Below are 13857 nucleotides of genomic sequence, written 5' to 3' on the forward strand. Positions count from 1 at the left end.
TCCGGTGTATGAACTGCCATGGCCGTGGTGCACGCTTGCCTCGGCCCTCCATTTTCCGGATAGTGGTAGGAAAGCCAAGGCAGAGTCGCGGCGGAATCACGTCGATCGTTGGGAGTGCGGAGACTCTCCTTTGGTTTCGCCAGTTCAAAGCGTGACACCGTCGTTGCCGACGCCAGCCAGCCGTCTGAACGTGATCGCACGCCAAGGCAACGGACGGATTCAGGAGCCGCGTTCAGGCCCTCGAGGGTTCGCGGAGTTGCGATCATGAACGGAGTCGGCTCGTCAGAAACCGGCGACTTCCCCTTGGTGCAGTTTCGTCGCGTGATCAATGCCTGCGACCGCTTCGAAGCGGCCTTGATGGCAGGCCATGCGCCTCGAATCGAGTCTTATCTGGCCGAGATGAAGGATATCGACTCCGTGCCGCTCCTCCGCGAGCTGCTGACACTGGAGGTGGAGCATCGGGTCAGAGGCGGCTGGGAACCACAGCCCGAAGAATATCTGGAACGGTTCCCCGAGCATGCCGCCCTGATTCGCTCGGTCCTCGCAGAGGCGACCTTCAGCACGGTCGGCTCCGGATTGCTTTCTGAGGTCGACCTGTCGGAGTCGACCGAGGAGTTCGTCAACCCTGATGCGCCCACCGTCAGTTACACCTCGTCCAGCCAACTCGGGCGCGGGCAAAACGACCGTTCCATCACCCGGGGGGGAATGAGGAGTGGGCCGCCACGGACCATCGGTCGCTACCAGGTCGAGGGGGTGCTGGGGGTGGGGGGGTTCGGCCGGGTGTTCAAGGCGTTCGACGCCGACTTGAACCGCCGGGTGGCCATCAAGGTTCCTCATCCGAGCCGGATCAAAACCCCTCGCGACATCGAGTCCTATTTCCTCGAGGCACGAATCCTCGCCAGCCTCGACCACCCGGGGATCGTTCCCGTCTTCGACGTCGGACGGTCCGAGGAAGGCTACTGCTACATCGTCTCAAAGCTCATTGAGGGGAGCGACCTCGCCGCGCGGCTGAGGTTGGGCCGGCCATCCTACCGGGAGACGGCGACGCAGGTTGCGACAATCGCCGAGGCGGCCCACCACGCGCACACCCGCAACCTGGTTCACCGCGACATCAAGACGCGGAACATCCTGATCGATCTGGCGGGGCGGCCCTATCTCGCCGACTTCGGGCTGGCGCTGAAGGAGGAAGACTTCGGGAAAGGCCCCATCTTCGCAGGCACACTCGTCTACATGAGCCCCGAGCAGGCCCGTGGTGAGGGGCACCTGGTCGACGGCCGCTCCGATATCTTCAGCCTGGGCGTGGTCTTCTATGAAATGCTCGTCGGTACTCGCCCGTTCAAGGGGGGGGACTGGGCGGAGACGATCGAACGGATCAAATCTCTCGACGTTCGCCCCCCGCACCAGCTCGACGACACCATTCCGAGGGAGTTGGAAAGGATCTGCCTAAAGGCGCTGGCGAAGCGGGTCACCGATCGCTATAACACCGCGCTGGACATGGCCGACGACCTGCGTCACAGCCTCTCCCAACTCGACGGCTCCGGCAACTTTAAATCGATGTCAGGGCCGGCGAGCCAGCGATTCGAGATCGATACGTCGTCACTGACGCTGCACATCGTCCCCAAGGGACTTCGATGCTTCGAAGCGGAAGATGCCGACTTCTTTCTCAAACTGCTACCCGGTCCTCGCGACCGCGATGACCTACCCGACAGCCTGCGATTCTGGAAGACGCGCGTCGAAGCCACCGACACCGACCGTGCCTTCCGAGTCGGCCTAGTCTACGGCCCCTCGGGTTGCGGTAAGTCGTCACTCGTGAAGGCAGGGCTGTTGCCCCGACTCGACGCCAACATCGCGCCGGTCCTGGTCGAAGCCACTTCCAAGGAGACGGAATCACGACTGGAGAATGCCCTGCACAGGCGATTCGACACGCTGCCGACCGAGGCACGGTTGCCCGAGCTTCTGGGCTCGATCCGCCGGGGAACGTCGGGGCCCGAGGGGGGTAAAGTCTTACTCGTGATCGACCAGTTCGAGCAATGGCTCCACGCCAACCGCGGCACCGAAGACTCAGAGTTCGTCCAGGCCTTGCGACAGTGCGACGGCGTCCGGCTTCAGTGTCTCCTGATCGTCCGCGACGATTTTTGGATGTCGGTGACCCGGTTCATGAAGGAGCTGGAGGTCCGGCTCGTCGAAGGGCAGAACAGCGCGGCCGTGGATCTGTTCAGCATGCGGCACGCCAGGAAAGTCCTCGCCGCGTTCGGCCGCGCGTTCGAGGCCTTGCCCGGTTTTCCAACCGAGCCGAAAAAGGATCAAATTGCGTTCATCAGCCAGGCCGTCGAGGGATTGGCGCAAGACGACCGAGTGGTCTGCGTTCAGCTCAGCCTGTTCGCCGAGATGGTCAAGAACAAGACGTGGACGCTCGCGACCCTGAAAGACGTCGGGGGAACGCAAGGGGTCGGGGTTACCTTCCTCGACGAGACCTTCAACACCGCAACGTCACCTCCCGAATATCACCGCCACCAGCGGGCAATGCGTGAAGTGCTCCGAGCCTTATTGCCGGAGTTAGGGACCGAAATCAAGGGGCACATGCGTTCCCGGGGCGAGTTGCTCGAGGCCTCCGGCTGCGGTGAATCTCACCACGACTTCGACGAGATCCTGCGGATCCTCGACAACGAACTCCGCCTGATCACCCCGACCGATCCCCAAGGGGACGAAGCGGACGAGGTCCCGGGCCTCGAGCCGCACTACCAGCTCACGCACGACTACCTCGTCCCTTCGCTCCGCGACTGGCTGACAAAAAAGCAGCGAGAAACGAGGCGTGGTCGAGCCGAAATCCGACTGGCCGAGCGGGCCGCGCTCTGGGGGACCAAGCACGAACGGAAACAGCTCCCTTCGTTCTTCGAATGGCTCGAGATCCGCCTCTCCACCCAGCGGAGCCGGTGGAACGATCGAGAAGCCAAGTTGATGTCCACCGCGACGCGGAACCACGCGGTCCGCTTGTCCCGCGCATTCCTGGTCCTGGTCGTTGCGACGGCAATCGGGATGGAGAGCTACACCTATCTCAAGGCCGGAGGGCTGGTCGACCGCCTGTTCGCGGCCGACACCGCGAAAGTCCCCGTAATCATCCAACAGATGGCCCCCTATCGCCGCTGGGTGAACTTTCGACTGCGAGACGCGAGAACACGGGCCAAGATCGGCTCGCAGGAGTCGCTCCGCGCCAGCCTCGCCCTCCTGCCGGTCGATCGCGAACAGGAAGGCGAGCTCATCGACCAGTTGCTCGCGGCGGACCCACCCAACGTTCGGGTCATCCGCGACGCCCTCACTCCCGGCAGCGATGAAGCGAAGAAGAAACTTTGGGGTGAGCTCGAGACCGTCCATATGTCGGCAGATCGTCGGCTTCGCGCGGCGAGCGCCTTGGCCTCGTATGACCCCGACAGTCCGCGCTGGGGGACGGTGGTTTTCGACATTGTCTCAACCCTGACCGGTGAAGATCTCTTCGCAATTACCCATTGGAGCGACCTCCTCCATCCCATTCGCGAGAAGCTCCGAATCCCGCTCAAGGACGCCTTCCTGACGCAACGGGACAACCAACAAGGCTATATCGCGGCGTCCCTGCTGGCGGAGTACACCCACGACCGGCCCGACTTACTCATCCAACTCATCGAACAGGCCGACCCACGACAGTTGCATATTCTCCTGTCCACGCAGTCCGCCGAGAGTAAACCCAAGCTCGCGGCCCTGGTCCGCAAGATGCTCTCTGAACCGATCCCCCCCAAAGCAGAGCCGAAAACGCTCGACAGTTTGGCCCAACAGAAGGCCAACGCAGCGCTCGTCTTGGCGGCGCTCGGCTCAGCCTCCACACTCTGGCAATCGCTCGAGAATCAGCCCGACCCACGCCTGCGGACCTACCTGATCCACCGCATTCCCGGCTTCGAGCTCGATCCGCTTAAACTCTTCGAGGAAGTCAAGCATCATCCCGTGCCCTCCGTTCGCCAGGCCCTTGTCCTTTGCCTGGGGGGATTCGGCGACAACCTCCTCCCGCAGGGGATGCGCAAAGACCTGCTCCCGAAGTTACTGACCTTGTACCAGGAGGATCCGGACCCGGGGGTCCACTCGGCTCTCGACTGGTTGTTGGGGCGCTGGTCGTTCGGCGATCAGGTACGCGACGCCGACCGCAAGCTGGCGGAGGCGAAGCCAAAACCAGGACAACGGTGGCGAGTCAACAGCCAGGGACATACCATGCTCATCGTCGAGGGGCCGCTAACATTTCTGATGGGCGCATCCCCAGAGGAAGCAGGGTTGGCACTGGCCAACATGGATGAAACCCAGCACCGTCGTCGGATCCGCCAAACGTTCGAGATCGCCTCGAAAGAAGTGACCGTTCGGCAGTTTCTCGCCTCGCCATTCCCACACAATTATCACAAAGGCCTTGGTCCGAACGAAGCTTGTCCGATGAATCAGGTCACGTTTTATGACGCGGTCAAGTATTGTCGCTGGCTCAGCGAGCAGGAGGGAATCCCCGAAAACCAGATGTGCTTCCCAAAAGTCGAGGCGATCAAGGACGGATTCCAGATGCCACCGGACTATCTCACCCGCACGGGCTATCGCCTACCGACTGAGGCCGAATGGGAGGCATCCTGCCGCGCCGGCACGGTGACTCCCCGTTTCTACGGATCTGATATCGGCCTCCTGGGCCAGTACGCTTGGCATGCTCCCGCCTCCGAATCACGGCTCCACCCCGTCGGGGAGAAAAGGCCCAATCCGCTCGGACTCTTTGACATCTTGGGAAACGCCTACGAGCGCTGTCTCGGCCCCGAGGTCACGTCAGTGAAATATCCACGCCATCCGGTTGATGACGATATTCCGAACGTTGGTCTCCCTCTCCAAATCCGCGATAGCGCCTACCTCGTGATCCGCGGCGGCGCCACTCACCGAGATGAGTTTAGTCTGCGTTCCGCCGCTCGACACGGTGACGGCGTCAACGATCCGAACAATTTCGTGGGGTTCCGAATCGCTCGGACCCGCGAACCACTGCCCGCACCTCCATGAAATGATCAACCCCTTGACGACAACCTTCAAATCCGTCACAATAACATCTACACTCCTTAGTGACGCGACAATCTCCATCAGTCCCCAAAGCACATTGACGCTTATAAGCTGCGGCGTGGGTCGTTGAACGACGTCTCCGCAAAAACGAAGATATTCGCCTCACGCGGGGACAACAAATCACCGCATGCGAACATCTATTCGTCAATCAAGATCCAACCTTGCTTCATCGGAGATTCCGTCCATGGCGCCCAAAACAGTTGAGCAGTTGCCTGAGACGAAAGACCTGTTCATGGGAGGCACAAGTCGTACAGGAGGTACCAATGTCAGTGGCTCCGCCTTTTGGAAATGGGTGGCACCGCAGTCGCAATGGGTCATGGCCGAAGACCGTTCGGAACCAGGCTTCGAGGCCGGGAACGGGCCAACGCAGCAGGGTCGATTCGATGGCCAGACCGTGCGGTGGGCAAGCGTTCCCAGCCGATAAATCGTGCAGGAAATTGGCCCCGCGATTGCGAGCGCCCCGTTCATGGCACGCAACGTCGAATGCTGCCCCCATTACCACCGCCAGATCACGACCGCGGAACCCGAGGAAGCAACCTGCAAGCTCTTGCAACGGGTGACCGGGGTCGAGGACGACCGGCTCTACCGAGTCTCATGCGAGGCCTGCATCGCCTGCTGCGAAGAATCGCTCCCCTCGGAAACGCACCTCAACCCAACGCTCGCCTCGCTCTTGTTTAGTTTGACCACGCGTCTCCTCGATGGTGACACCAGCGCCGCGGGCTACGACTACGAACAGGTGGTCCGCCTGCGAGGCTGGGCTGAAGAAAACCTATTTCTGGGCGCGGATCCTGCCCCCGCCTTACCCCAGGCCCGGATCCGACGCCTCATCGACTCGCGTGGCCGGTGGAATCCGCCATTGCGAATTGGTCTGATCGGCGGGAATGCTCCGTCGGGGCTCGGGAGTCTGAACCGAGCGATCGCAAAAAACCTGGTGATCGATCGTTGGCTGATCGTCGCCCACCCATTCTTGGAAGATCTCCCCGAAATCCCGGAGTGTCGCGTCTGCCGGGAAACCAACCCGGCCGCAGTTCGAGACTTCCTCGACGGGCTGGATTGGCTCCTCTTCTGCGAATGTCCTCAGTTGGATTCCGTCGTTGCAATGGCCCGTGAGATGGGCATCCGAATCGCTTGTGTGCCAATGTGGGAGCACCTTGACGAACTCTCTCCCTGGATCCGGGCAGTCGACCTGATGATCTGCCCGACTCGGTACTGCCACACGGTGCTCGAGCATTGGCGCGAGCGCCTCGGGCTCGACCTCGACCTGGCTCTGGTCTCGTGGCCGATCGACCTCGACCAGTTCACGTTCCGCCCCCGTACGGTTTGCAACACGTTCCTGTTCATCAACGGGCTCGGTGGGATGGGAACCATGGACCAGTCATCGCCGAACTGGGACGGACGCAAAGGGCTCGGCATCATTGGTGAGGCCGCAAAGCGTGCACCCTCGGTACCGATCCTGGTACGCACGCAGGCATCGGCCGTTCCCCTCCTGCCCGCCAACGTGGAGGTCCGCCGCGCCAACCTCACGGACGCGGCCGAGTTGTACACCGAAGGGGACGTCTGCGTTCAGCCCAGCCGCTGGGAAGGGCTCGGCCTGCCGCTCCTCGAGTGCCAGGCCAGCGGCCTGCCCTTGATCACAACCGATGCCCCCCCCATGAACGAACACGACCCGTTGCTGGCAGTCCCAGCCTCGGCGACCAAGGCTCGCCTGTTCCGTCATCGAGCGATCCCCGTCCATGAAGTCGATCCCGACGACCTGGCCAGGGTCCTTCTCAACCTCCATGGCGCAGATATCTCCGAGGCAAGCCTTACCGCGAGACGCTACGTCGAGGCGGAACACTCCTGGACCGTCGCCGGGCCCCGGATCCTCGACCTCTTGAGTCAAGTCTCGGCACAACGCGACCGATGAGCAGGCTGGACCAGAACTCCATACACATATAAATTATCTACAATTTTTGACACAGGAAAATGCTCAATAATATTGCTTGCCACTACCGGTTTCAGATCCAAGGAGAAGGTGGCACCGAGATCGCCGAATGCCTGCTGCTTCGAGAAATCACGGGGGTTGCCGACTCAAAGCTCTGTCAGGTGAGCCGCGATGCTTGCCTGTACTGCTGCCGGCAAGGGGAGCCGAGCGTCGATCGAGTCAACCCGGTTGTTGGCTCGCTTTTGTTCGGGTTGGCGACGGAGATTCTCGGACAGGAGGGCGTTGCCGGCTGTGATGTCGACAAGGCGAGACGGATCCGCGCATGGTCTGAGGACTTCCTCGACACCGACCCCGACGAGGTGGACGACTCTCGCCGTCCCGAGCGGGTCGACCTGGCCTGCTACTACCTCGGGGATAAGTTGGAGGTCCGCACCCTGGCGGCCACCGACCCGCTCACGCACGAGCCGATCTTCCGATGCCATCACCCCGCGCACGTCGAGACGACCCGAGAAGGGTGCATTCGCTGCCGAGATTGGTCGGATCAGCCCCGTCCCGCCGCCTTACCGATTTCAGCCTGGCTTCCAGCCCCCGCCCAACGAACAGGGAGGCCGGTTCAACGATGGGCAGTTGGCCTGACCACATCCCCGAGGCGCAGGCCCACGCTCGAATGGACCCTGGATAGCCTGGTCCGCGCGGGATGGGATCAAGCTCGCCTCTTCGTCGATGCGGCCGTTACAATCCCCCGTCGCTACGCCCATCTCCCGGTCACCCAACGCGAACCTAAGAGCGGCGCCTGGCCCAACTTCTACCTTGGGCTGGCCGAACTGCTGATGCGCGATCCCGATGCCGACGCCTACATGATGATCCAGGACGACGCCACCTTTTATGATAGAATCAACCTCCGTGAGTATCTCGAGTCCATCCTCTGGCCAAGTGACCCGCCTCCTCCAATCTCATTGTACTCTTGCCAGTTGGATGTCGCGGCCCAGGCCGGCTGGCACCCCCATAATAAGCCCTGGTTTCGCGGGGCGCTCGCCCTGGTTTTCCACCCGTCAACGGCCCGCCGGTTTCTGGTCGACCCGATCGTCTTCGGGCATCGCTGGAACCCGCGCAACGACGGCCTGGCCCACGTCGATACCGTCGTCGGAGATTGGGCCTATCGCAACGGCACGCCGATCCAACACCCCACCCCAAGCTTGTGCCGCCACATCGGTTACACCAGCACTCTCTGGTTTGACGCAAAAGTTGAGCATGACCGCATTGAAGGGCCATTTGGAGACGAGGTCCTGCATTCACCCTCGGGTTCGCTCCACCGAGGCGCTTTCCCCGAGGCGGCCTTCCCTTGCCCTGAGCCAATAGCCGAAGCCTACCATCAAACGATCGAGCGGGGCCGTGAGCGGATGCGCCAGCATTCCGTAACCATCTGTGGGATCGGCCGTGACATCGCACGCACCTTTCCCGAGTTCGCAGCGCGGGTCGAGCGTCTGGGCGCAATGTTCCGGACCTACCACGCCCTCTTCTACGAGAATGATTCCGAGGATCGAACCCCCGCGCTCCTGAACGCCTGGGCGGAAGCGAACCCCGCCATCCGAGTCGTCTGCGAACGGCACGGCGATCCCCGGTTCGGCTCCATCCGCTCCCTGGTCCGAACCGCGGCCCTCGCGGCCTACCGCAACCGCTGCCGCGAAGTGATCCTGTCTGAATTCGCCGACGACGATTACGTCATCGTCGTCGACATGGATCTCGAGGGGGGCTGGAGCGAAGACGGGATCGCCCACACCTTCGGGCACGATCATTGGGATTTCGTCGGTTCGTACGGACTGAGACACGACGCGGCCCACTCGCGCGACCGTGAGCGGAAGCCGATCCACCTCGACACCTGGGCCTACCGCATCCCGGGCAATGAGGATCCGCTTCCCGGCCCACAGGCCCAGGCTCTCGCCCTGCAACGCGGAGATCGCCTGCAACCCGTCTGGTCGTGCTTCGGCGGGCTTGGCGTCTATCGCATGGAGTGCCTGAAGGCCGCCGACTACGGCGGAGACGACTGCGAACATGTCGTGCTCCACCGCCGGCTCCGCCAACTCGGTTTCGACCGTCTCTTCCTTAACCCCAACCAAATCGTGCTCTACAAAGCCCTGAGGTCCACTCCTTCCTCGAACAGCCGACCCGAGTAGAGTAGGGCCACCGGCACGGCCGGCCGAAGTGAATTCCAAAGCATCTGCTCCCAGACCGAACCGGCCAGGGCGGATCGGATCCGGCAAAGATCAGTCGTGAAATTCGGCCACGGGCAGATCGTGGTTGCCTGCCCAATTCGTCAGGTGGCGATACTTGAAAAACCAAACCTCGTCCGTCATATTCGACCCAATCGACGAATACCTCCCGATATTCTGCGCACGCGCGAGTTCCGGATAAACCTCATGGCAACAGGAGGTCCGCGCCACCGCGCAAAAATTGATGTTGAGGAACACATCCCAAGTGCACGGGCTGGTATGAAGCCGGCCACTAAAGAGTTCCCAGCGGTCCCGCCAGGTTCCCCATCCCCAAGGGTGGAACCAGGTACGAAGGCGGGTCCGGTGGAAATCCTCGGGAGAAACCGGATCCGCCCGGCGATGGTATCCGGTCACCGAAAACACGGAGTAATCGGCCCGATAACGCGCGGCGGACCACTCAAAGTAGCGAAGGGCGTCCGGCGCCAAGACAATATCATCCTCAATGTGGATGACGAAATCGCCAAAGCTGAAGCCATCAAGGAGAGCGTTCTCCGTATTCAAGTTGACGCCCAGCCTCCGCTCGTTGAACGTCGGCAGGCATTCGGCGAAGTCGATCGCTTCGATCAGGTCGCGAACCTCCTCGTTGCCAGGCTCGACGTGGGGCAGAAGCAGATAGTCCCCAATCCCATCGCACGCGCGAAGCGCCTCAAGAACCTGCCGCGAATAGCTAGGACGTTTATAGTGGCACATCGAAATCACTTTTCGGCTATTCATTCAATCATTCTCCCACTTTAAGACTCATTAAATTCACAGTATTTATTATTTCTAGACACAAGCACTCTATCCCTACCATGCGACAACTCAACAGGATTCTCACCATGCGAAGCCTTCGTAAAGATCGCCCCGCCTGACGAGAACGGCGTCACCGTGTCCGCCATCATCAAGGCAATCAGCTACCCATCAGAACATCACAATTCAGTCAACAGAATTCGACCATCTGTTTCTGGTGATCCCCAAAGAGCGATCACGGAACTCCCCTGGATTCTTCCACCTTCCGCACTATGCGGAGTGAAATCTCGCGCCGAATCGCCACTGATCCTGAGCCAACCAACGCATCAGCAAAATCTGTCTCTTTTACCACAACGTATTGTTTCGTTCCCAGTGGCTCGCTAGGATCAACAGGGACACGTCTTGAACGGCTCCGATCGGCGGAGGACTTGCGATGCTCGGCACGCTTCTCGTCGGCACCATTTTGATGGCGGCCAGCCCTGAAAGCCACTCAAGTTCACTTGCAGTGGACTTGAAATCCTACGAGGCCGCCACCGCGACTGTGGGCCGCGATCCCGACGCGCATGTGAAGCTCGCGCTCTGGTGCGAGGAACACGGGCTCCAGGCCGAGCGACTCAAACATCTGGCCGTCGCCGTCGTGACCGATCCCAAGCACTCCGTGGCGCGCGGCCTGATGGGCCTGGTCTCTTATGGCGGTCAGTGGCAACACCCCGAGACGATCCGTGACAAGATGCGGGCCGACGCCGAGTTGACCGCCACCCTGGCCGAATACAACGCGAAGCGGGAGACGATGCGCGGCACGGCCGACGGTCACTGGGACCTGGCCATCTGGTGCGAGAAGCACGGCCTGAAAGCCGAGGCGATTGCGCATTTGACGGCCGTCACCCGGATGGACCCGGCTCGCGACGCCGCCTGGAAACGGTTGGGCTGCAAAAAGCACGACGGCCGCTGGATGACCGAGGAACAGATCGCAACCTTGAAGCGAAACTCCGAAGAGCAAAAAAAGGCCGACCGGCACTGGCGGCCGCTCCTGGAAAAGTGGCGGGAACGCCTACCGGAGAACCGCACGCGGGAGATCGCGGAGCGACGGCTGAGTGAAGTGACCGACCCACGCGCAGTGCCGATGATCTGGGCGACCTTCGCCTCCGGTGACGCCAGCCGACAACTCGTCGCGGTCCAGATGCTCGGCCAGATCGACGCGGGGACCGCCTCGCGAGCCCTGGCGACCCTGTCCGTCTTCGGCAGGTCGGCCGAGGTCCGTCGTGTGGCAACGGAGACTCTCAAACGACGGGACCCGAGAGAGTTCGTCACCCTCCTGGTCGAACTGCTCCGTGACCCGATCAAGTACGAAGTGCGACCGGTGAGCGGGCCCGGCACCCAAGGGGTCCTGTTCATCGAAGGCAAACAATTCAACGTGCGACGTGTTTACACCGCTCAAGCAATCCCCTTCGAGCAAATCCCACCGCGTCTGTTTGATCCGTCGGTCCCCTTCGACCCCTTCAGCCGCCAAAATCTCTGGCTAGCGAACGGTGCCCCCGGCGCCACGGTGGGGGCCCTTTCGGCATCGGCCGTGAAAAGCGTGGCCGAAAACCCGCGCACCGCGACCGGGATCACTGTCGGGCAGCCTGGCATGAACAGCGCCGGGGCTGCGGTTCTTGCAGCGGAGGGGGCCGCCGCCCGCCGCGACACTCAGATTGCCAACGCCCTGAACGTGGTCCAGCAAATTGCCGCCTTCGCGCAAGGTCGGCTCGCCAGCGATGTCAATGAGATCGAGGCCGTCAACGCAACCGTCCAGGCGAGAAATCGGCTGACTCTTCCCGTCCTGGCAGCGGTCACCGGTCAGGAGTTGGGGGAAAAGCAAGACTCGTGGAAAACCTGGTGGAGCGACCAGCAAGGTTATCGCTATGAGTCCACCGAGCCCGAATCCAAGCCCACCTTCACCCAGGTCGTCCCCATGCCCAGCATTCGGCCGCATCACTCCTGCTTCGGGGCAGGCACATTGATTCATACCCTTGACGGTCTGCGCAAGATCGAATCGATCCAGGTCGGCGATCAAGTTCTCTCGCAGGACACTCGGACCGGGACTCTGAAGTTTGAACCGGTCCTGGCCGTCTTCCACAACAAGCCGTCGGCAACCCTCCGGATCGAGTGGGAGGGGGAGTCAACCGTTGCCACGGGCATCCATCGATTCTGGAAGGCCGGGAAAGGCTGGACAATGGCCCGCGACCTCGCGCCGGGGGATCCGATTCGGACGCTCAACGGTGTGGCCAAGGTCCGCTCGATCCAGGAGGAGGCGGTCCAGCCGGTCTTCAACCTGGAGGTGGCCGACGGGAAGAGCTTCTTCGTGGGAGAACGAGGCACCCTGGTCCACGACAACAGCCTGGTCGAGTCCACGCCCGAACCGTTCGACGCGGCTCCGGTCCTGGCTGCGGCCCCCGTAGCCAAGCCGTGAGCCAAACGAGGGTTCCCTTCACAGGCCAGGACCAAATACTCTCGTAATTCGCATACTCAAAACAACAAACATCCGCATCAAACTTCTTGCTTGATCGCCTCAAGCAACTTCGCGCCCAGCTCAGGATCGGTCATATACACGTAAGCCGCGGAACCGGCCAGGGTGGTGGGCGACACGCCGTCATGGAGCGGCTTGCCGTTGCGGCTATTGTAGATCGCGGCGCGAAGCTCGCGGCGGAACTTTCGAGGGGCGCGGGGGGCCTGGTCGCCGTTGACGACCAGGCCCGTGATCGTCTGCCGGGCCCCCGCGCGGGCGACTCGGGTCTTGCTCGGGTGGATGGTAAACCCTTCGGCCTCGACGACCCGCCGCACCGTGCCGACCAAGGCACCAAGCCTCGGTTTATCTTTGTGGTCGTGGGGCAGGCTCAGGGTCAGGTCGTCGGCATAGCGGGTATACCGCCAGCCGAGTCGCTTCGCCAGGGCGCTGAGGCGTTGGTCCATCCGAAGGCAGAGCGTGTTCGTCAAGGCAGGGCTGGTGGGTGCCCCCTGGGGAAGACAGCGCGGGCCGAGTGCGACGTAGTAGGTCTGGCCGTCATGCTCGACGACCTCGCGCGGCGACTCGGTGCATAACAAGGCGAGCAAGGTGGCCACCTGCTCGCGATAACCGGCCTTGCGAAAGAGGCCGCGAACGCGAGGAAGTGTGACGGTCGGAAAGAAGTCTTTGATGTCCATTTTCACCACGACCTTCGGGTTGGCGTGAGCCGCCGCGTTGGTCAAGGTGGAGCGGCCCGGCAGGAAGCCGTGGACCGAGCCGTGAACGAGAAGCTTCTCGGCGATGTTCCGAAGGATCCAATGCTGAGCATTCTTGAGCTTCGGCATCGGTGCCCAGATCGCGCGTTCGGAACCATCACGTTTGGGGATGGTGAACCGCCGATAGTGGATCCGGGTCGCTGCGTCACGGTGGTAGGCCAGCCAGCGGAGCTCGGACAAGCTCAGGCCGAGGGCCTCGGCCAGTTGCCGGGACGAGTCCAGGGGGGGGAGTTCGTTCTCAGCGGCGCGTTCCTCGGCGTGGGGCAAATCCCAAGGATCGGGACCGCCAGGGTCATCCTTCCAGAAGATCCCGTCGCCAAGGTAGACGATGTGACTCGACTTGTAGGCCCGCCACGCTTCGGCCTGGAGCGCCCGCTTCTCCTTCGCTTCGAGCTTGAGCGATTTCTTGTAAGCATCGAGCTCGCGTTCGGACATCTTGTCCGTCGCTCGGCGTTTGACCAAGAACCCGCGCTCGGTAAGTTGGGCCTCGACATAGGCCTGCGTACCGCCGGCCTGCTCGATGGCACGCCAGAGGGTCAGCGGGTCGGTGGTCCGGATGGTCCTGCTCATTGG

Annotated in this window: 6 protein-coding genes; 4 read left to right on the forward strand and 2 right to left on the reverse strand. The window is 62.0% G+C overall.

The window, feature by feature from the left end:
• The first annotated feature begins 264 nt into the window (after window positions 1-264).
• The 3 genes from SINAC_RS16745 (at window position 265) to SINAC_RS16760 (ending at window position 9198) form a co-directional block, all read left to right on the forward strand.
• Complete coding sequence (locus SINAC_RS16745; protein WP_015246815.1) at window positions 265-5043, forward strand: bifunctional serine/threonine-protein kinase/formylglycine-generating enzyme family protein; 4779 nt, start codon at window positions 265-267, stop codon at window positions 5041-5043.
• A 523-nt stretch (window positions 5044-5566) separates the two neighbouring features.
• Window positions 5567-7006 carry a glycosyltransferase gene (locus SINAC_RS16755; RefSeq protein ID WP_015246817.1) on the forward strand — a complete coding sequence of 480 codons (1440 nt, stop codon included), beginning with the start codon at window positions 5567-5569 and terminating at the stop codon, window positions 7004-7006.
• A 59-nt stretch (window positions 7007-7065) separates the two neighbouring features.
• Entirely contained in the window at window positions 7066-9198 is a 2133-nt protein-coding gene (locus tag SINAC_RS16760) for a glycosyltransferase family protein (protein ID WP_015246818.1), read from the forward strand.
• 90 nt (window positions 9199-9288) lie between these two features.
• Here the strand turns inward: SINAC_RS16760 and SINAC_RS16765 are convergent, their stop codons facing one another.
• Complete coding sequence (locus SINAC_RS16765; protein WP_015246819.1) at window positions 9289-10008, reverse strand: hypothetical protein; 720 nt, start codon at window positions 10006-10008, stop codon at window positions 9289-9291.
• 448 nt (window positions 10009-10456) lie between these two features.
• Here SINAC_RS16765 and SINAC_RS16770 point away from each other — a divergent pair, with 448 nt between their 5' ends.
• The gene (locus tag SINAC_RS16770) at window positions 10457-12475 is read left to right on the forward strand and encodes a polymorphic toxin-type HINT domain-containing protein (protein ID WP_015246820.1); all 2019 of its coding nucleotides are present in this window, start codon (window positions 10457-10459) and stop codon (window positions 12473-12475) included.
• A gap of 77 nt (window positions 12476-12552) precedes the next feature.
• On the opposite strand, the gene SINAC_RS16775 is transcribed toward SINAC_RS16770, so the two are convergent.
• Entirely contained in the window at window positions 12553-13854 is a 1302-nt protein-coding gene (locus SINAC_RS16775; protein WP_015246821.1) for a reverse transcriptase family protein, read from the reverse strand.
• Between the last annotated feature and the right edge of the window lie 3 nt (window positions 13855-13857).

This window comes from Singulisphaera acidiphila DSM 18658 (assembly GCF_000242455.2).
In the GTDB taxonomy this organism is placed as follows: Bacteria; Planctomycetota; Planctomycetia; order Isosphaerales; family Isosphaeraceae; genus Singulisphaera; species Singulisphaera acidiphila.

Bases quoted from the DNA above. Each gene is read 5' to 3' on its own strand.
- SINAC_RS16745 (WP_015246815.1), top strand. From the start codon at position 265: ATGAACGGAGTCGGCTCGTCAGAAACCGGCGACTTCCCCTTGGTGCAG.
- SINAC_RS16755 (WP_015246817.1), top strand. From the start codon at position 5,567: ATGGCACGCAACGTCGAATGCTGCCCCCATTACCACCGCCAGATCACG.
- SINAC_RS16760 (WP_015246818.1), top strand. From the start codon at position 7,066: ATGCTCAATAATATTGCTTGCCACTACCGGTTTCAGATCCAAGGAGAA.
- SINAC_RS16765 (WP_015246819.1), bottom strand. From the start codon at position 10,008: ATGAATAGCCGAAAAGTGATTTCGATGTGCCACTATAAACGTCCTAGC.
- SINAC_RS16770 (WP_015246820.1), top strand. From the start codon at position 10,457: ATGCTCGGCACGCTTCTCGTCGGCACCATTTTGATGGCGGCCAGCCCT.
- SINAC_RS16775 (WP_015246821.1), bottom strand. From the start codon at position 13,854: ATGAGCAGGACCATCCGGACCACCGACCCGCTGACCCTCTGGCGTGCC.